The 18868-nt window shown below is 53.7% G+C and carries 16 protein-coding genes and 1 pseudogene; 7 read left to right on the forward strand and 10 right to left on the reverse strand.

The features are described 5' to 3' along the window. Window positions 1-189 (forward strand): annotated as a pseudogene (locus AC2FIT_RS19130) (IS3 family transposase); the annotation flags it as partial. Between the two features lie 111 nt (window positions 190-300). On the opposite strand, the gene AC2FIT_RS19135 reads toward AC2FIT_RS19130, so the two are convergent. The 3 genes from AC2FIT_RS19135 to AC2FIT_RS19145 are packed head-to-tail and all read right to left on the reverse strand — an operon-like array spanning window position 301 to window position 4311. Next, a complete protein-coding gene (locus AC2FIT_RS19135; protein WP_496831587.1) occupies window positions 301-2157 on the reverse strand; it encodes a CHASE2 domain-containing protein in 1857 nt (618 codons plus the stop codon). Window positions 2158-2170: 13 nt separating this feature from the next. Then, window positions 2171-3970: a caspase family protein gene (locus AC2FIT_RS19140; protein WP_496831589.1), complete on the reverse strand. Its 1800-nt coding sequence runs from the start codon at window positions 3968-3970 to the stop codon at window positions 2171-2173. Next, window positions 3967-4311, reverse strand: coding sequence for a hypothetical protein (locus AC2FIT_RS19145; protein WP_496831591.1), 345 nt, complete (start codon window positions 4309-4311; stop codon window positions 3967-3969). Before AC2FIT_RS19145 ends, AC2FIT_RS19140 begins: the two co-directional genes overlap by 4 nt. A 572-nt stretch (window positions 4312-4883) precedes the next feature. On the opposite strand from AC2FIT_RS19145, the gene AC2FIT_RS19150 reads away from it, so the two are divergent. The 4 genes from AC2FIT_RS19150 to AC2FIT_RS19165 all read left to right on the forward strand — a co-directional run bounded on the left by AC2FIT_RS19150 (window position 4884) and on the right by AC2FIT_RS19165 (window position 8047). Further along, window positions 4884-5024, forward strand: a complete 141-nt coding sequence (locus tag AC2FIT_RS19150; protein WP_496831593.1) for a hypothetical protein — start codon at window positions 4884-4886, stop codon at window positions 5022-5024. 113 nt (window positions 5025-5137) lie between these two features. Then, complete coding sequence (locus AC2FIT_RS19155; protein WP_496831595.1) at window positions 5138-6091, forward strand: MBL fold metallo-hydrolase; 954 nt, start codon at window positions 5138-5140, stop codon at window positions 6089-6091. A gap of 644 nt (window positions 6092-6735) precedes the next feature. Next, window positions 6736-7113 (forward strand): SnoaL-like domain-containing protein, encoded by a 378-nt coding sequence (locus tag AC2FIT_RS19160; RefSeq protein ID WP_496831596.1) that lies wholly within the window; start codon window positions 6736-6738, stop codon window positions 7111-7113. A 208-nt stretch (window positions 7114-7321) separates the two neighbouring features. Next, window positions 7322-8047: a universal stress protein gene (locus tag AC2FIT_RS19165; RefSeq protein ID WP_496831598.1), complete on the forward strand. Its 726-nt coding sequence runs from the start codon at window positions 7322-7324 to the stop codon at window positions 8045-8047. On the opposite strand, the gene AC2FIT_RS19170 is transcribed toward AC2FIT_RS19165, so the two are convergent. From AC2FIT_RS19170 to AC2FIT_RS19195, 6 genes are all read right to left on the reverse strand, one after another. Further along, on the reverse strand, window positions 8044-8199 hold the full coding sequence (locus AC2FIT_RS19170) for a cation:dicarboxylate symporter family transporter (RefSeq protein ID WP_496831684.1): 156 nt from the start codon (window positions 8197-8199) through the stop codon (window positions 8044-8046). The genes AC2FIT_RS19165 and AC2FIT_RS19170 overlap by 4 nt on opposite strands. Before the next feature lie 189 nt (window positions 8200-8388). Continuing rightward, the gene (locus AC2FIT_RS19175; RefSeq protein WP_496831599.1) at window positions 8389-8748 is read right to left on the reverse strand and encodes a group I truncated hemoglobin; all 360 of its coding nucleotides are present in this window, start codon (window positions 8746-8748) and stop codon (window positions 8389-8391) included. 655 nt (window positions 8749-9403) lie between these two features. Next, window positions 9404-11326 carry an ATP-dependent zinc metalloprotease FtsH gene (ftsH, locus tag AC2FIT_RS19180; protein ID WP_496831601.1) on the reverse strand — a complete coding sequence of 641 codons (1923 nt, stop codon included), beginning with the start codon at window positions 11324-11326 and terminating at the stop codon, window positions 9404-9406. Between the two features lie 149 nt (window positions 11327-11475). Next, window positions 11476-12864, reverse strand: coding sequence for an SLC13 family permease (locus tag AC2FIT_RS19185; protein ID WP_496831603.1), 1389 nt, complete (start codon window positions 12862-12864; stop codon window positions 11476-11478). Window positions 12865-13021: 157 nt separating this feature from the next. Then, a complete protein-coding gene (locus tag AC2FIT_RS19190) occupies window positions 13022-13336 on the reverse strand; it encodes a nuclear transport factor 2 family protein (RefSeq protein ID WP_496831604.1) in 315 nt (104 codons plus the stop codon). A 508-nt stretch (window positions 13337-13844) separates the two neighbouring features. Beyond that, window positions 13845-15686: an AMP-dependent synthetase/ligase gene (locus tag AC2FIT_RS19195; protein ID WP_496831606.1), complete on the reverse strand. Its 1842-nt coding sequence runs from the start codon at window positions 15684-15686 to the stop codon at window positions 13845-13847. A 76-nt stretch (window positions 15687-15762) separates the two neighbouring features. On the opposite strand from AC2FIT_RS19195, the gene AC2FIT_RS19200 reads away from it, so the two are divergent. Beyond that, a complete protein-coding gene (locus AC2FIT_RS19200) occupies window positions 15763-17028 on the forward strand; it encodes an aminotransferase class I/II-fold pyridoxal phosphate-dependent enzyme (RefSeq protein WP_496831608.1) in 1266 nt (421 codons plus the stop codon). 6 nt (window positions 17029-17034) lie between these two features. After that, the gene (locus AC2FIT_RS19205) at window positions 17035-17823 is read left to right on the forward strand and encodes an SDR family NAD(P)-dependent oxidoreductase (protein WP_496831610.1); all 789 of its coding nucleotides are present in this window, start codon (window positions 17035-17037) and stop codon (window positions 17821-17823) included. A 4-nt stretch (window positions 17824-17827) separates the two neighbouring features. Here AC2FIT_RS19205 and AC2FIT_RS19210 read toward each other — a convergent pair whose 3' ends face one another. After that, complete coding sequence (locus AC2FIT_RS19210; RefSeq protein WP_496831612.1) at window positions 17828-18844, reverse strand: hypothetical protein; 1017 nt, start codon at window positions 18842-18844, stop codon at window positions 17828-17830. Window positions 18845-18868 lie beyond the last annotated feature (24 nt).

The raw sequence follows: 18868 nt of genomic DNA on the forward strand, positions 1-18868 counted from the left end.
CGACGAGCCCCCACTACAGGTGGTCGAAAGAGTTTCTTGAGGCCGGCAAGACGCGACCCACGGGCGACACCGCGCGCCAAGCCACAACCTTGAGATGAGGGAGCTGCGGCATGAGGCAGCGGCTCTGAAGGACGCGGTGGCTGATCGGACCTAGAGGAACCGCATGCTAAAAAAGCGCATGATCGGGGATGAAGGAGATGGGGAATGAGATATCCGTCTGTTCAGCGTCATTGTGCTTTAATTCAGCTAGATCCGTGCACGGTTCGCACGCTATCGAGGATAATGCAGCTTAAAGGGCAATCAATTCGGTGTGTAAATGCGAATGTATGTTTGGCCATCATCGTGCAAAAGGCGCTCGCTGAACGATGTGAATTGATCGACGCCTGCAAGCTCTGCTGTGGCTTCAGTAACGCATACAGGGAGGTTTCCCGCATTGTCCTTAGTCTGCGATTTACTCCACCCTTCAACGCGCGCCGCTACGTTTACCGTGTCCCCGATGATGTTGTAGCGCATGGCGCCCGATGTTCCGAGGGTGCCGCCCACGACCTCGCCGCTATTGATACCGACCCTCAGGCTGTATGCACTCAAGCTTGTCGATTGGTTCAACTCGACAACCGCCCGCTGCATGGAACGCGCGCATTCAATTGCGGCTTTGGCATCATCTTGCCGTTCTTGCAGCGACTCGCGGGGAATTGGCGCGCCGAACACGACCAATATTCCGTCTCCAGTGTACTTCTCCACAAGGCCGCCATGGTCCTGTGCTATACGCGCCAATTCGTCGAGTATCGTACTGATCCAGGACATAAAATCTGGCGCTTCCATGACTTGACCAATCCGGGTCGAGCCTTCGATATCGGCAAAAAGTACCGTAACGAACAGTCGGCGCGACGCGGGCTTTCGTCCGTCGATCAGACGTTTTCGCTGTTTCCAGATGTCGGCGAAAAGCATGTCTGACATTTGCGACGTGAATATTCCGGCCATTACCCTGCGCTGGTTCCAAGCGATTGAGGCTGCAATTGCAAATGCCAGCGTAAAGGCGGCACTCCATGCCAAAGTGACAGAGACAACGGGAGCAAGCAGCGAGAACACCTGAGAGGCGGACAAACAAAGCGCCAGCAATCCGGCGACGACGAGGCCCGAAGCTACACTGCGCATTGATAATGGCAACAGTGTCGCGAACATAGCTCCTGCGCAGGCCGCGGCAAAAACCATGACAATAGCCGGCGTATTTTTGACCACGCGCAACGGAGGCAACGTTCCTGACATATGACTGATCAGCTGCTGCGTTATCGCCGCGTGAACCTCACTCCCAAAAGCAAAGTCAGCTCCTGTCCGGCGATTGAGCGGTGTCGCGAAATAGTCCTTTACAGTGTGGCTTGTAAGAGCAATCAGCACAGCTTTGCCATCGACATCTGTTGATCCTGAGAGCACGTCCAGCGGAGAAACATGTTCCACGATAGGTAGCGCATTAAGATGCCGGGTCATGATCTGATAACCGGCGTTGTCCAATCGCTGGTACGGGCCAAAAACGCTTGGCAAAGGAGGTACCGGCGCCGGGCCCAAGGCGAGAATACGCGGGTCTTCCGGTGCTGGTTGCAAGTTATTTTCGCCCTGAAATGTCATGGCAAGTTGCATTGGGAAGGATAGGGCCAAGCCATCTTCGTTATTGACGAGCAGAAGCGCACGTCGCGCTACGCCATCTAAATCTATGGGGATGTCCGCGAAGCCTGTTTTCACACCGGGGGGTGCATCAATCGCGACGGCTTCAGGGGAAGACAGTCTGGATATCGTGACAACGCGCGGATCAGAAAGTACCTCCAGCAATTCTGCCCGCCCAGCGCCAACCGGAACATCGCGGTAAACATCCAGTCCCACCGAACGGGCACCAGCGTTCAAAGCAGCTTGAATGATTCGTGCCATCTGATCATCTGGAACCGGCCATCCCCAACGCGCAAGTTCAGCGTCGGTAAGGGCTATGAGTACTACGTCAGGAACTGGTTCAGGTTCCGCCAGATACGTTGTCACAAGATCATAATGAAACAACGCCCAAGTCTGAAGTGTTCCGGTCATGCGCAGTCCGGATACCCCGAGACCGGTTGCCAAGGCTGCAACAAGCGCAATCGCGATCCGCTGCCACATGGGCAGAAAGACATTCATGCTTCAGGCCTGTTCATTCGATTTCTATAATGAAGCCAAGGTTCATCAAATGGTTGCTGGTATCATCCCAGAACTTTGGTGTGCTGCCATTTCCTACCGTCCTGCCGTTCTGGTAAAAACGGGCACGGTGCTGGCGATTCTTATAATTGTCTGGGTTGCCGGGTGACCAGGCTGTATAGTCTAGAGTTTCGCCAGTCACCCATGTCCAGCCGCCGCGTGGTTCGTTGCTGCCGGGTTGTTGGTACAGACCAATCATAGGTCCATACAAACTACCACTTCCATCCTGCCAGACAAAGCTCGAATCCTTGCTAAACAGATCGACGAGAAACCGGTTTTCAGCGGCACTTTGGATCGTAACCAAATGTCCTCCGACCGCGTCAGCCTTGCGGACCGCTGTGCCAAAATCACCATAGTCTTCTTTGACAGCAATGTAGAGGTTCCCCTGAAAATAGTCGAAGAGGATTTCTCTGCGGCTCAGGGGGTTGGCAAAGTAATTCAATGCCCTTTCCAACCTTGGTTCGAGTCCCACCGGCAGGTCGTCTGCCTCAAAGTACCTTGCTTTCTCTGGAATGAGATCCTTGATCGCCGGGACATCCGGCAGGGCTGCCAGCAACGGACGGTCGACGTGCGTTCCGAATGTAAGCTTAGCTTCGAGCCGGGCAGTGGTGATCGCTTTTCGCGATTGCCGCCCAATATCACCGTCGATTGGACCGGTGTAGTGACCCATGTAGGCCAGCGCCTCTTGCAAGAGCTTGCTTTGCTCTCGATCAAGGACAGCATGACCCCTTTCATCGAACTCGGGCTGGAATATCGGCGGTCGCGCGGCAGAGCGTGCCTTACGCTGCTGTTCTTTTTGCAACTCAGCCTGTCGTCGCAGCGCAATCTGGACCAGCCTGTTTTCCCCCATTTCGCCATACCTGTTAACGAAGTCGTTCCAGCGTGGCAGGGTGTCGTAATTTTCGGCTTGCGCAAATTCGTCTAGCATTTCCTCAATCATTGAAGGTGTTGTCACAGGTGCGGACTGCGCGACCAACGCAATTTCCACCGGCGGTACAAGAAATATGTCATTCCCCGGTAATGAGCCGTAGGTGAAAGGTTCCTGGAACCCATCAGTTTTCTCGAGGACCATGTCCCGAACTCGACGGAAGAGTTTACCGATCTCCAGCCCGGGCTCTTCGATGTTAGCAAGGATCGCCTGTGCATAAGGGCTATTACGCCCCTCTCCATCCAGCGCAATTGTTCCACCCCGCGCAGCATAGCCTACAAGAACCCCACCGGGATCTATTCTGCTTAGCCCCCTGCCAATCGAGCGTGTGGCAGTTGTACGTTGCATATCGGCGACGAAGGGGTTGTTTCGACAGGCGTCGAGAAGGACAATGCGGACTCCCTTTGTGTCAGCAAGGCTGCCTATGACGGTATCAAGCCGGATCGCTTCAAAATCAATGTCTCGATCACTTCTGAGTTCAGCGTTGACGGGAATCAGGTAGTTTTCTTTATCGATTTCGATGCCATGGCCAGCAAAATAAATGAGCGCTACATCTGCGCCCGCAGCCTTGTCGCTGAAGTCGCGCAAAGCCAGGCGCATCTCGTTATATTCCATATCCAATCTGGAAGTTACCTCAAAGCCAAGGCGTTCCAACGCGCTTCCCAAGTCTTCAGCATCATTCGCCGGATTAGGCAGGCGCGACACGTTTTCATAGGCCGAGTTGCCAATCACGAGCGCGACACGACGCTCATTTGCTAAGACCGTTTGCACGGCACCGAGAACAACGAATAGAACGCAAGCGAACATCTTGCACAGCATTGGTTTCATTCGATGACTCCTCCGGCCTTCAAAAGTTGGGTTAACGCATGATCATCAGCTATGCGCGCTCTGCCGTTGAGATCGATAGATACCAGCGGCGCTAAAGCATCGAACCAAATGCCGGTTTGACCTGGGTCGTCTGCCGTCAGCTCCACGCGTTCCACAAGACTTTCGGCTGTTGCGACGACCTGATCGCTTTCGATCAGCATGACTTTCCAAACGTAGATAATACCCGCCTTGAGGCGAAAGTCCGAACGACGCAGATCAAGACTGTAATAGCCCTTGGGCAGCGGACCTTGCCGTTCGAGCGCAACACCCGTCGCGCCCGGCGCGGAAATCTGGGTTGTCATTTTACCGCGGAACCCTGTTGATAGCCGCCAAACCAAAGGTGGTGTTCCAGATGACGTCAACCCGCCATTCGGCGGTACAAGCAGGAGGAGTTCCTCTGTCGCGCTATCAATATCACGCGTCCCTGCCCCTAGGCGCTCAGCCGGCGCGCCGATTTCTGGAGGCACAAACACCGGGCCTTCCACAGGCGCGTCCGCCTTATCATTCGAGTCAGCGCTAGCCACCGTACAAAAGCCCAATGCGAGCGCAAACACTACGATGTTTATCGTTGTCAGTCGCAATCCATACCCAGACATTCAGGTGGCTCGAGCTAGCAAGCCACCGAGAAAACAAATTCCTTCAGAACCAGACCCACTACGAAAGCGCAGATACCCGCCATGTTGCATCGAAACTTTTCTGCAAGAACGAGCTCGAAAATGCACAAACTAATTCGCAGATTATGCATCTGGAAAAATTTCTAAACCCCGTGAAAGATGCCACAATTGGCCGCAAATGTCCATTTATAGTGGCGCGATTGGATTGCGGCCTTGAACAAAGCGGGTGCCGATGACGACCCATAACTCGGCAAAACAAGATGATCGCTGAGCACGTAATAAATAAACGCTTAGGCCGCCCACGTGCCATTGGCTGCACTGCATCGGTTAATGAGCTGATGAACGACCACTATGCGGACAATGCTGCTGTTCTGTCCAACCACGCGATCGGGCATGGTTGATAGAGGGCCACGGGACGCTCGAGAGCGCTCTGAACAGTGTTAAGCCTGTGTGCCATTTCTCTGCTAAGCTGGACCAAATGGAAAGAATCGTTTGCTGAAACGGGAGAACCAACATGAACCGTCGTGACTTTTTCACCGCAAGTGCTTTGGCTGCGGTCGGCATGGCCGGGCTTCGGGTGGCACCTGTCAAAGCAGCGGGCTCTGCGGGCACAGGTCTTGTGGCTGCGCGAGAATTTCAGATCGGCGAGGCGTTGATCACCGCGCTGTCGGACGGGTTTCTACCCATTGATGCCTCCGCAATGATCGGGATCGATGCCGAAGGGTTTGCTGCTTTGCTCGCGGACGCGTATCTTCCCGGCCCAACTCATCCAACCGGGGTAAACGCCTTTCTCGTCGACCATGGTGGGCGGTTGACACTGATTGACGCCGGTACCGGCACAGCATTTGGCGACGGCTTGGGCCATCTGGTGTCTACGATGACGACACTCGGGCTTGATCCGGCTGCCGTAGACGCTGTTTGCGCGACCCATCTGCATCCTGATCATATCGGCGGCATCTTGACCGAGACGGGCAACCCCTTCGCCAACGCAACGCTGCATGTCAATGAGGCTGATCTGGCATTCTGGGGTGATGCCGATATCAAGTCCAAGGCACCAGCAGAGTTTCAGGGTTTCTTTGACATGGCAACTGGGGCGGTCGCAGCGTTTGGAGACCGGTTGATGCCGTTTACGGGGGAAAGCGATCTGGGCGCAGGATTAGCCGCCATGCCGCTGCCGGGTCATACGCCGGGGCACACCGGATTCATGCTGAGTTCAGGCGATGACACGCTACTGTTTTTTGGGGACATCGTGCATGTCGGTCCTGTCCAATTTCCACGCCCCGAGGTCACTATCGGCTTTGACGTCGATACGGAGATGGCGGCAGCCACGCGGGCGCGGGTTTTTGACATGGCAAGCGCAGATCGGTTGCGGATCGCCGGCGCGCATGTTTCTTTCCCCGGTGTGGGCTTTGTCGAAGCGGAATCCGAAGGCTATCGCTTTGTCCCGCAAAGTTGGCAATATGGCTGAGATTTGAGCGGCAGGGGGTCTGACGGCTCACACGCCTGAAGGCATTGTTCTTCACGCGCGCCCATATGCCTAACTTGACGTATTGCTGACGGGTGTGAGTATTTTTCGAGCCGTCGGTTCAATATCCTTTTCTTTTTTGATTGCTTACCGAACCTCTTGCTAATGCCACGACTGTAAGCCCGTGCAGCACTTTGAACTGGCGTTCTTTGATAGAAATTAACCCCAATCATCCAGGAGGATCGTGTAGGGACAAATTCCAAGTTGATGCCTGTTCGTTGTGCTTTCCAAGTGAGTTGAGTTCATTAACCTCACCGGAAAGGCGTTCAGGAAAAATTGCAATCTGCGTTTGGAAGCCGGGGGGTAGCGAAGTCGAAGCCGCCGTCAGTTCATCCTGTTCAGCATGTCCGCAAATGCCATAATGGCTTTCTCTTCTGGCCGCCTTTAGTTGGTTTCTTCTGACAATGCTGGTCCGCCTTATTTTTCAAAGCAATGCGGCTTTGGCGCGGCATAAAGGTCATCCCTTCTGGCCTAGCCGAAGTTGGTTCGAATTGGCTTCAAACCATCGGTCGATATACTCATTGATCTTTGTCAAGACTGACTGCGACAAAAAGTGGTACAGCTAATCGCAAAGCAGGGGGGTGCTCATGGAAGGCTTAATTGAAATCGGAAGATCATTCGTACAGGCCATGCGTGAACGCAGGGGAATTGCAAGTGTCGATGAAATGTATGCCGAAAACGCACAGTCGATAGAGGCGGTTGTGCCTCCGGTCCGACAATTCCGCGTTACAAAAGGTCGGGAAGCGATAAAGGGGAAAAGAGAGGATTGGCTGGCGACGCATGAGATTCAGGAACTCGACGTGGATGGCCCCTACGTCCACCCTCCCAACCGTTTTGGAGTGCGGTTTAGGGCTGAAGTAACTCAGAAAGCTACGGGAGAGCGCATGACCTTGCGCGAGATAGCGATTTATTCAGTGGCCGACGGCAAGATTGTTCTGGAAGAGTTTTTCATGCTGCCGAAGTAAGAAGAGCGACCGGCAAAATTATCTCAGTTTTGGTTGAAACAGCGCGTTCTGCTCCCAGGCGATGTGGGATTCTGGATGGAGGTAAGGAATGCAACACAGAACAGCGGCATATTTCTTAGCAGTTGATACTGATGACGCGCAGATTTTGAAATGCGCTGAAGCTGCCCGTATGCAGAACAGCCGTTTAATTTGCGTTCTGACCACGGCTTTGCCCAACCTGCCTTACCTAAAGTATGAATCAAACAGGTTTGTTAAAGCAGGTCTGCCTTCAAACTGGTTGGATGCTCTGAAAGAAAAAGACGCCGCCTTAAAGTCCCGTGCCGCAAAGATTGAAGCCCTTCTTGTGCGGCATGGCGTATCAGCAAACGTAATCGCCTTTATGGGTTCTGGAACAGATTTACAGCATCTTGCTGCACGGCAAGCTAATTGCTCCGACGTCGCCTTTCTGGACACTGAGTTGCGAAAAGACCCCGACGTATTTCACAAGATCGCATATGGGCTATTATTCCATTCACCGATCGCTTTGATGGTCAACGGAGATCCGTTTGCCCAACGCGATTGCGTTTTTCTGGCATGGAATGATAGCTTGCCTGCGTCCAGGGCTGCGCATTTGGCCTTACCCTATTTTCTGGCGGCCAAAGAGGTTGTGGTCGGATGTTTTGATCCGCCATTGCTTGATAACGCAAAAGATCAGGAACCCGGAACTGACATTGCTGCATGGCTCAACCATCACGGTTGCAAGGTGGTCGTTTCGCGGCTCCCGAGTGGTGGGCTGTCGATTGAACACTGCATTCAGGAGCGTGCAAGAGAAGTGGGGGCTGACCTCGTTGCAATGGGTGCTTACGGGCATTCTTATTTGCATGAGTCCGTTTTTGGGGGAACAACGCAAGCAATGTTGGAACAAACCAGCGTTCCAGTTCTTTTCGGGCACTAAAGAAATAAATTGGTGCCTATACTTTGCAATGTGTCGAAGCCGACGCGCATCACAAGCTGAGCCATCAGACCGAAAACCGCGAGCGGCGCCAGAAACGTCGCCCATTTCACGATATTCATCGTGGTGGATAACAAGGCTTCCATCAACAACAGGAAAGGCTCGGCTCGCTAACCATGAAAAATGCATATTACCGGTCACCAGAAGAATTGAACCGGTATCGTAGTGCAGTCAAAGGCTACCATCCGCTAATCTTAAGCGGATGTCGCTTGTTTTAGCGCAACGTTTTGCTTACGGCCAAAGCATCAAAAGGTCTTTGCAGCCTTTTGTACAGAATAGCGCGCCTAAATTCCTACGACTTGGTCTTTGAGGCCGTAGAGAATGTACAGGACTTCCTCTTGTTCCCGTTGGCCAATGCCGTTCGCTTCCAGAGCGTTCATGGCATCGTCAAGAACTGCGACAAACTCATCTCCGCTGATGTTCATAAACTGATGCGCCGCAATCATGTCTTTGCCTGAATAAATCTCAGGACCACCGGAACCAGCTATGAAAAAGTCACCCGCCATTTGCTTCAGGTTGTTCATATCGCTTCCCGCAAATCGCGCAGAAACAACCGAGTTTTTCGAGTGGTTGTCGACGAGCACGTCAACTATCTTTCGAATACCGTCAGTTCCTCCTAGTCGGTCATATAACGTTGCGGTCATGACTGAACTCCTTGCAAATAGCGTGCTTTACGCGGTCTTTATGTCCAGAACGCTAGCATGCAACTCTGCCCAGAGCCAAATTTCTTGATTAATTGTCGCATCACAGCGATACAAGATGCCCCCCATTGTGCTAATGCCGTTGAAAAAAACGCATTGGATTTGGTGAGGTGGCTACGGCTGACGCGAGTATCTATTTGGACAATCGGCGCTCAGCCCACCTCGTTAGGTGCGGGCTGTGTCGTTGGCTTGAGTTTCGCTTGTTGCCGCAAGTTTTGTGCGGTGGCTACCAGGATGAACACGTCTGGTACTCCGAATGGTCTGCGCAATCGGAGCCGACCCAAAGTACCGCGAACAACTGCCAGGCGGGACGATTCAGCATCGCATTAAATGGCACTAAGCTGGCGGGTTTACTCGGACGAAAGACCCGCGATTCCCGCCCAGACCTCCTGCAAATACACGCCTAAACCTGAGTTCCTCTGACAAAACCCTCGTCTGGGTTGCCATGGCAGCGCCGGGGTAAGTCATCGACGATGTGGATCTTTTGGAAACGGTCAAGGTCTCCGAATTTTGCAGCAGCTGCAGTGACCACCAAAGGCTGGGTTCACCCAAAATGCAAAAAATGCCGTCCATCACGTAGGCAACGGCATTTGCATTTCTAACTGGAGTGTTCCGTATGCCCAGCCGCCGGTATCTTTGTAACCGAGCGCGGGACCTGCCGAGGCTGTTGCACGCTATGTTCTGGATCGAGGCACAACTGGATCTCATCGAAATCCAGTGTTTCTTTGGCTTCAAGCGTCGAGACCAGTTCTTCTACCCGAAGCTTGTGTTCTTTAAGAGTGGCGGTTGCCCGCGTCTCGGCCTCGTTGAGCAAATTGATAATAGCTTGGTCCACTTGGGCTGCAGTTGTGTCGGAATGACTTCTGGGCTGCGCGATTGACCGCCCCAGAAACGGGTGATCTTCGCTTTGCCGCAGGTCGATGGGGCCGAGTTCTTCAGTCATCCCCCAACGCGCAACCATTGAACGCGCGATTGCAGTGGCTCTCCGGATATCGTCATCGGCACCCGAACTCACAGTCCCAAGGAACAAGCGTTCGGCGGCACGCCCTGCAAGCAATGTTACAAGTTGGTCTCGAAGGAAGGCCTCATCAAGTGTATGGCGCTCTGCCTCTGGTAAGGAATGTGTTCCGCCGAGAGCATGGCCTCGCGGTATGATTGTAACCTTGTAGAGCGGATCAGCTTCGGGCATGAAGTAAGAAACGGCGGTATGGCCAGCCTCATGTACCGCGAGACGGTGACGTTCCTCCGGTCTAATTGCCAGTGTGCGTACCGTTCCCATCATCACCTTGTCACGCGCTTCGTCGAGATCAGGGCGCGAAATCAGACTTGCATTGCGCCGCGCCGCGCCGATTGCGGCTTCGTTGAGGAGGTTTTTCAAATCTGCCCCCGAGAAACCCGGTGTCCCAGCTGCGATGTGGTCAAGATCACCGGAATCTTCCAACGGCAGTTTCCTGGCATGGATATCGAGAATCGCACGTCGCGCTTTTTTGTCAGGAAGGTTAAGCGTGACATGCCGGTCAAACCGGCCCGGCCTGAGCAGGGCCGGATCCAGCACGTCTGGCCGGTTTGTTGCGGCCAACACGACAACCGCTTCGCGTTCGGTGAACCCGTCAAGTTCGGCAAGTATCTGGTTCAGTGTCTGTTCCCGCTCATCATGGCCACCGCCAAGCCCCGTGCCGCGTGTGCGTCCAACACTGTCCAACTCATCAATAAAGATGATCGAAGGGGCCGCTTTGCGTGCTTCTTCAAACAGCTTGCGGACCCGACCTGCACCGACGCCTACGAAAATCTCTATGAATTCAGAACCTGACGTCGAAAAGAAAGGGACATCCGCCTCACCGGCAAGTGCTTTGGCCAGCAAGGTTTTTCCGGTACCGGGCGGACCGACAAGCAAAACACCATGCGGGACCTCAGCGCCCACGCGGGTAAACCTTTCCGGGTCACGCAGGAATTCGACCAATTCCGCCACCTCGCGTTTGGCCTGATCTTGGCCTGCGACATCGTCAAAGGTCAAAGTTTTCCCCGATTTCGCCGGCTTGGAAAAGCGGCCGCTGAGAAGGCTACCGGTCATGCCGCCAGGGCTACCCGGAACACCGCCCATCATTCGCCGTTGAAGCCACAAGTATATGCCAAGGATCAGGACCCAAGGCAGAATATAGGTGAAGAGCGAAATATCAGCTGGTTCAGTAGCAGTGATATCGACACCTTGGTCTTCGAGCAATTCCAGCAATTCCGGATCGCCCACAGGCGGTATGACAGCTCGCAGAACCTGCGTGCCATCTCCTCCTTCTGTTTTTGCATTTATGACAATAACATGTTCGCGCAGCTCTGCTGACTGAGCCCGGCCTTCGCGCAGAACCTGTTTCAACTCGGTGTAAGTAACCGTTGTTTCCTTTTCGCCGGGCTGAACCAGGAAGTTGGCGATCAATACAAACGCCAGAATGAAAGCGAAGCCGATGTAATTGGTCCAAACCGACCAGTTTGGCCCGTTGCGTGGACTTTTTGGGGGCTCTTGCGGCATTGGTTTTTGCTTCCGGTTTGATCAGCGCTTTGTTCAAAAGGACCAGCAGACGCAACACTTTAACGAGAAGCGCAAACTATGCAACATCGACCGGCGTGCAGGCGGCGGCTGTTCCCGATACGGCCAGCGCCCTCACCAAAAGCACCATCTTACGTTAGCAGCCAAGGTCCTAGAATTGATGTCAGGACTACTGTGATGACCAAAGCAATCAGATCCAGCGGCGCGCCCGCGCGCAGCATGCTTTGCCGCGTAACAGCGGGGTTGGCGAAGACGATGGCATTCGGTGGTGTTGCCACGGGAAGCATAAAGCCTATCGAGGCGGCCAATGCGATTGGCAGCAAAAACGTTACTGGATCAGCGCCCAGTCCTGTCGCGATTGCACCGGCAATTGGCAAAAATATTGCCGCCATTGCAGTATTGCTTGCCAGTTCTCCAAGATAAACAATAAGCCCCGCTATGGTGAGCAAAACAGCCAACTCCGGCCAGTGAGCGATCACCTGAAATCTCCCGCCCATGCTTTCCGCCAAACCGGAGCTTTGAATAATATTGGCAAGGGCCAGACCGCCGCCGAAAAGAATAAGTACGTCCCAGCGTATTGATGACCCGGTCTCCCAGTCGAGCAACCGACTACCTTTCCCATCCGAAACGACGAAAAGCGTAACAGCCGCAATCATTGCGATACCCGCGTCTGAAAACTCAAGTGTCGGCAACAGCCATTCCACCAAAGGGCGCGACAGCCATGCGGTCGCCGTCAGACCTGCGACAATTGCGACTCGGCGCTCGGCCAAACTTACTTGCATGCCCGATCGCTCATCCAAAACGTGCAGTTCACCCTTGCGCACACCCGGTGAAACCCAAGCGAGAAAGACCCATGTCACCAGCAACAGAACAAACGCGACAGGAATGCCAATCACCGCCCATTGCGCAAAACCCACGGTGACATCGTAGGTGGTGCTGACATAGGCCGCAAAAATCGCATTGGGCGGCGTGCCGATCAAGGAGCCCATCCCCCCGATCGTGGCCGAAAATGCCACGCCGAGCATCAGCGCGGTACAAAAGCCTCTGTCATCATCGTGCGCACTCACAATCGCAGCAGCAATCGGAGCCACAACCATTGCAGAGGCCGTATTGCTGATCCAAAGGCTGAGAAATGCGGTGCAGGCCATGAACGCGCCAAGAACACGACGTGGACTCGTACCTGCCCGTCGCACCAGCGCAGTCGCGAGACGGCAGTGCAAATCCGATTTTTCGATCGCCTTGGCGATAAGAAAACCGCCCAAGAACAATATGACCAGCGGATCACTGTAAGATCGAGCCACGTCGTCCAGTTCGGCAAGAGCAAGGATTGGAGCGCAAGCCAAAGGCAGTAGCGCTGTTGCAGCTAATGGCAGCGCTTCCGTGAGCCACCAAAAAGCCATGGTAACGGCTAAGCCAGACGCTCGCCAGCTTGGCTCTGACATACCAGCCGGAGCCGGTACGAGGACTGGCACCAAAAGCACGACCAAACCGGCGGCAATGGTCAACGTGTTCAGTTTCATCGCGCAAGATTAACAGCAAGTCATTCGGGTTCAGGCAATCATCTTATCGATCTGTGCGTTCTCGGCCAAACAAAGAATTCTCAACACAATCAAAATAGTGAAAGTTTTTGCAGCGGCTGCCACTTTCATTCGACGCCTCCCAAGATCTGTAGATCGGTCATGCAAAATGCTGACGGTTACAGCACCGATCGGTTGAAGCGGGATGCAGGAGTCCAAATTTTGGCTCCGCTTCGCCATGAACAGCAATATCTTTCCATCCCCATTCAAATGGTGTTGCCGTCGCGTCTCGGAAGTTCCGCGCAAAAACTGACGACACAGCTGAGCGACCCGAACAAAGCTCGTCACCACCAGTCCCGATGAGCGAGATCGCATCCCCGTCAACGAAGAGGGTCATCAACCGTTCAAGGTCCTTGGCACAGTGCGCATCAGCGTATTCCTCCAACGTGGCGAGAATTGGGTCAAGATTAGTCATTGCACCCTCCAGTTCATGTGATCCAAGGTAGTTCTACAACAAGCCGGAAACTGGTTCGTATTGGGCCCTTGAACGGAGGGGGCTGTCAGATGTTGGCAGTGTCTGGTCTGGTATGGCGGACGACTGCCATCAACCGACCAAAGCTGTTTTCTCGATCTTCTGGCGAACCGAAACGGCCTGCCCGTATTGCTGTGGATCACAAGGTTTAACAGCGCCAAGTCTTACAAATTGTCCGTAAGCTCAGGCTTCGCCACCGCGCCGATGCACGCACCCTACTGTCTCTTGACCAACGGCCGCTTTGCGACCAGAGGAAACAGAAGGTGTCGCTCCGGCGCAATAGTGCGCCTTGAGCTTAGAGCAGGCATTTCAACGAGACCCCATGGAAACCCCTGGCCCGCCTAAGCCCAAGTTCTTCTTGTATGGCCCTCGCGTGTGACCGCCTTACCGGCAAAATGAACCCCCGCTTCGGATGCACTAACGGCATTTAGGCACAGCGCGATATGTGCAATCAATGGTAGAGCTTTGTGAATGCTCTCTCATAGCGCGCTAGAATTTGCGGACGCTTAGGCTTAAGTGTCGGCGTGATTAGACCGCTTTCGAGACCCCAGGGTTCAGTTTCAATAACAATGTCGCGGATGCGGGCAAACCGTGGGATATCTTCCAAACCAATGGCTAAAAATTTGACCAGCTTCCTTCGTACTTGTTCGGACATTGGGTCAGCCACAGAAATATCCAACCCTCGGCACCAAGCTTGGAATTTCGGTACATTTACAACAACAACCGCTGAGCACCATGGCTTACCGTCACCCAAGACGCAGACCTGATCGACCAGAGGATTGGCAGCCAGAGCTGTTTCTATAGGCGTTGGGTTTACGTTTTCCCCGGTCGATAGCACGAGGATGTCCTTTATTCTCCCGTTTATGTAGACGCGTTCATCGATTATTTCGGCAGCGTCCCCCGTACGGAGCCAGTGATCTTGATCGAAAGCGTCGTTTGTGGCGTCTGGATTGTTCCAGTATCCGATCATTGCGCTTGGCGAGCGGACCAAGAGTTCTTGGCGGTCGCCTATTCTCAGTTCGCTGCCAGGTAGCGTGAACCCGACGCTGTCACAGCGACGATCCTCAATTGTCGACCCGGTAACTGCAGGTCCAGCCTCAGTAAGTCCGTACCCTTGAAGCAGAGGTATTTCCATTGCCGCAAAAAACCGGGACGTGTCTGCAGACAAGTGCGCGCCACCGCAAATCAACATCCTAATTTGGCCCCCGAAAGCTGCGTGCACACGCCTGGCGACACGTCTACCGATCAGGCCCCAATAAAGTTTCGCCATAGTAGAAGGAGGAGGTAGGTTTTTTTCAATTGCTTGACGACGGCGCCAGCCGATTGCCTCGGTCCAAGCTAGCAACTTGCGTGCGATTAGCGAACCTTCTGCTTCAGAAATCACCTTGTCATGGAACCTTTCGAAAAGTCGTGGCACCGCCAGCATCACGGTCGGATGCAAAGTTTCCATGTCTTGAGCTAGTTCTTGTATGGAACGCGTAAAAGCTACCGGGCTGTTCGCGAGCATCGGACAAATATAGCCCAAGGTTCTCTCGAATGCGTGAGCCAAAGGAAGGACAGACAGGAATAAGTCCTTGTTTGAAATCGGATTAATTTTCCCCACCGTCGCCGCGTTCCAAAGGAGTGCTTTGTGAGCTAGCATTACCCCCTTTGGAGCCCCCGTGGTGCCGGAAGTGTAAATAAGTGTCGCCAGGTCATTTGGCGAACCGAATTCCCCTGGATCTTGTTGGTGAGGTCCCTTTACTGGGTCGGGGCAGGCTATCGCTCGTCCTCTAGAAGGCTGTTCCCCGTTGAGCAGCCAAACGTGACTTAATTCGGTCAGGGACTTACGGTCAGGCCCCAACCCTTCCCAGCGATCTATACTGTCGGTCACACATAAAGCCGCACCGCTGTCGTTCAGGACGTGGCAAATATTGGCGGCACTATCCCGCGTGTAGACCGGAACGGTTACAAGCCTCTCGCTCATGGCTGCCAGATCGGTGACTATCCAGTCAACACCGTTTGGTAAGAAAATCCCGATCCGATCACCGGAACGCAAACCAGTTTGCGCAAAGGCAGCGCGTCGTTTGTCGACACGTTCCTTCACCATGCGCCAAGTCAGTGTCTGCCAGGCACCGTTCACGAACTGAATATAGGCAGGGCTGTCAGGCGTATCACTGACTCTTGCTTCAAATGCCTCTGGAATCGTTTGGCATAGCGCATCCCCTACCCCGCTGGTTGGCGACCTTTCAAGCATGGCCGATCTTCCCAGTTGGTGTTCAAAACCTCCATGATTCAAATCAATTTCATTCAACGCTGAGGGGGTTAACCTTTCGAAGTGGGTCTTGAATTGCTCGAAAATTCGAGGCTTGGAAAGAAAGGTTCGACTGATGGCAGGAACTGCTTCCTCACCCGCTGCACGAATAAAGTCTTTGACAGAACTCGTGCAAAATTCGGGACTTTACCCGAACAATCCCATCGTGAACAGTGCGACGACTGAGCCGGTGATATGGGTCGACGGCCGCGATCATCTGTTATTTTGCTCCAACAACCTACTTGGCTTATCCAACCATCCAGAAGTCAAAGCAACAGCCCAGAAAGCGCTCGAACGCTATGGGCTTGGTTCCGGCGGATCTCGACAGATGGCGGCGAACATCGATGTTCACAGAGCGCTTGAGCAGCGTATCGCCGAATTTGTCGGCCAAGAAGACGCTATCTGTTTTGCAGCAGGGTACATGGCCAACGTTGGGGTGATCCCAGCGCTAATGAAGGTAGACTTTCTTCAGTCGTTGGCTGAGACCCACCTTGGCAATCCTACCCTAGACAAGCTCGGAGAGGATGATACCGCTGGTTGGGAAGTTTTCAGTGAAGAACTGAACCACGCAAGCGTCGTAGATGGTGTACGCCTTGCAAAAGCCAAGATCAGCAAGTTCCCCCATAAAAACATAAAACGCCTCGCTGAGGCTCTTGGCGTGTCGAAAATGCCATCCAAGCTTATCGTAAGCGACGGCGTGTTCAGCATGGATGGAGACATCGCACCGATCCCGGCGATTGCCGATTTGGCACTCGAACACGATGCCATGCTGATGATCGATGATGCGCACGGGGTAGGTATGCTCGGGGCAAATGGACGGGGCAGCCTTGAACACCACGGGGTCGCTTCAACCGACGTCGACTTGCAAATGGGCACATTTACAAAGGCCTTCGGAGGCGTTGGTGGATATGTTGCTGGAGATAAGCAGGTTATCGACTTTTTGCGTATTTCCGCACGCACTTATATATTTTCAGCACCATTGCCACCCGCCATCGCAGCCGGGGTTACTGAAGCTATCGACATTGCTGAACGCGAGCCCTGGCGACGCGAAAAAGCGCTTGAAAACGCCTTCTACTTTAGGCGTGAAGTGGAATCCCTAGGATATAGAACGCTTGGCAGCGAAGCACACATTGTCCCGACCTTGATTGGCGACGAACTAAAAGCGGCAGAGGTTACCCGCCTGCTAAGACATCGCGGTATTATTGCACCGCATGCTCGTTACCCCGCTGTTGCACTCGGCCAAGCTCGCATCAGGTTCGTGATGACTTGCCAACACGAACGCGAACAGATTGACTTCCTGCTGGGCTGCCTTGCGGAAATGCGTGAGACCCTGAACCTTTAGGAGCGCGTGACGTTGGAAACCCTAAACAACAGAACCGCGCTCATCACGGGGGCGTCCTCGGGTATCGGACAGGCTTTTGCGGAAGAATACGCATCCAAAGGCGTCAATTTAGTCATCGTCGCACGTCGTAATGATCCCTTACAAAAGTTGGCGTCACAGCTGCGATCACAACATGGCATAGACGTAGTAGTTTGGACCGGAGACCTTGCCATACCTGAGACGCCTCTACGCCTGTTCGATTACCTGACGGGGCAACACATCCACGTGGATATCCTCGTGAACAATGCCGGGTTCGGGGTTCCCGGAACTCTGTGCGAAGTGGAATGGGACAGGCATCGTGAGGCCATCGAAGTTATGGGCGCAGCCCCGGTTCGGCTGTGCTATCTTTTTGCTCCGACAATGCAGGAAAGAGGGTCGGGTTGGATCATAAACGTATCCTCCCTGGCGGCATTTGTTCCACCTCACGCAGGAGGAACTCTGTACTACCCTTTAAAATCGTACCTCGCTCGGTTTTCAATCGCTTTGCGGGCAGAAATGAAAGCGAGTGGCGTACACGTCACCGCCGTTTGCCCGGGGTTCACACATACTGGGTTTCAAGCTGCAGCGGGTGGGACTGTGGAGTCTGTCGCAATCCCGAAGTGGATGTGGAGCGAGCCGAATGATGTTGCGGCCGCCGCTTTACGCGCCGTGGAAAAAAACCAACCAATCTGTATTCCGGGCCTGTTCAACAAGGCAGTGGCGTTGTTCTTCAAGGTCATACCCGGTTCTCTGGGGCGCAAGATAGTTGGCGAGTGACCGATCAGAAGACGTCGCCAGCACTCACCATTACAGGTCCGTTTCGCAACTTCGCGATCATATCCTCGCCCATTCCCACAACGTCGATCCTCAGTTTGGCGGACCCTGACATGGCATGAGATAGCAGTCCCATTTTTCCACTTTCCCGAATGCGGCGAAATACGCTGCTTCGTTCATCAAGCATTATGAGGCCAATTTTGGCTTGGTAGTGATACAAACAGGCCTCCAACAGCTTAAAGAATGCTGCTTCCTGTCCCTCTTTCACAACCAAGTTCCCCAACCTGACCACCCTGAGGTCCCGCAAGTTCAAAACGCCATTTAGTCCCGGCAAAAATGGAAGAATCCTCAGCAAAAAAGCTCCCCGGATTCCGGGTATCGAGATGATCGACCACCGCAACAGTTCCGCCTGAGCAAGCGCTACTATTGTCGCTCCTTCTCGAACAACGAAACACTCGTCCGGTTTGAATGATGAGCGGAAATCGGTTAATTCGTGGCCTTCGTAGGTCTGCTCCAAGTCAGCCAAGACCTGTTCCGCTTCCCCGGGCAGGACCAAGCCCACTTTTGGATCATTACGCGGAAAAACCCGAGTAAATAGCGCCAGAGTAATGTTTGCCTCAACTGTGTGACCAATCTGATCCGATAGGTGCAGCGAATATTCAGTTGTTTCTTCGACATAGGCAAATCCGAACCCCGGTGCCCCGACGGTCGAGGTGCAATAGTTCCGGACATGCTCAATCAGCTGTCCTGCAAGTCCCTCGTGCTGTCGATCAGGCCTAGTCGAGGCCATTACGAAGTGGAAGCCATGGCACCTTTTCCCCATCAACAATTTCAAACACTTATCCAGAACGAATACGCAAAGCTCCTGCCCGGCATCTGACAAAACAAAATAACTTGGGTCACGCAACCGAGCCAACGTTTTGGCGATATCAATAATGCGGTATTTCGTGGACCGGCTACCCCAGACTGTTTGAGCAAGCAACTCAACGGTTGCCGCTGAAGGTTCATCCGATCGCGTGATCATTCGGAGTGAGCTGGGGTCTTGCCA

This window comes from Ruegeria sp. YTSA135 (genome assembly GCF_059610165.1).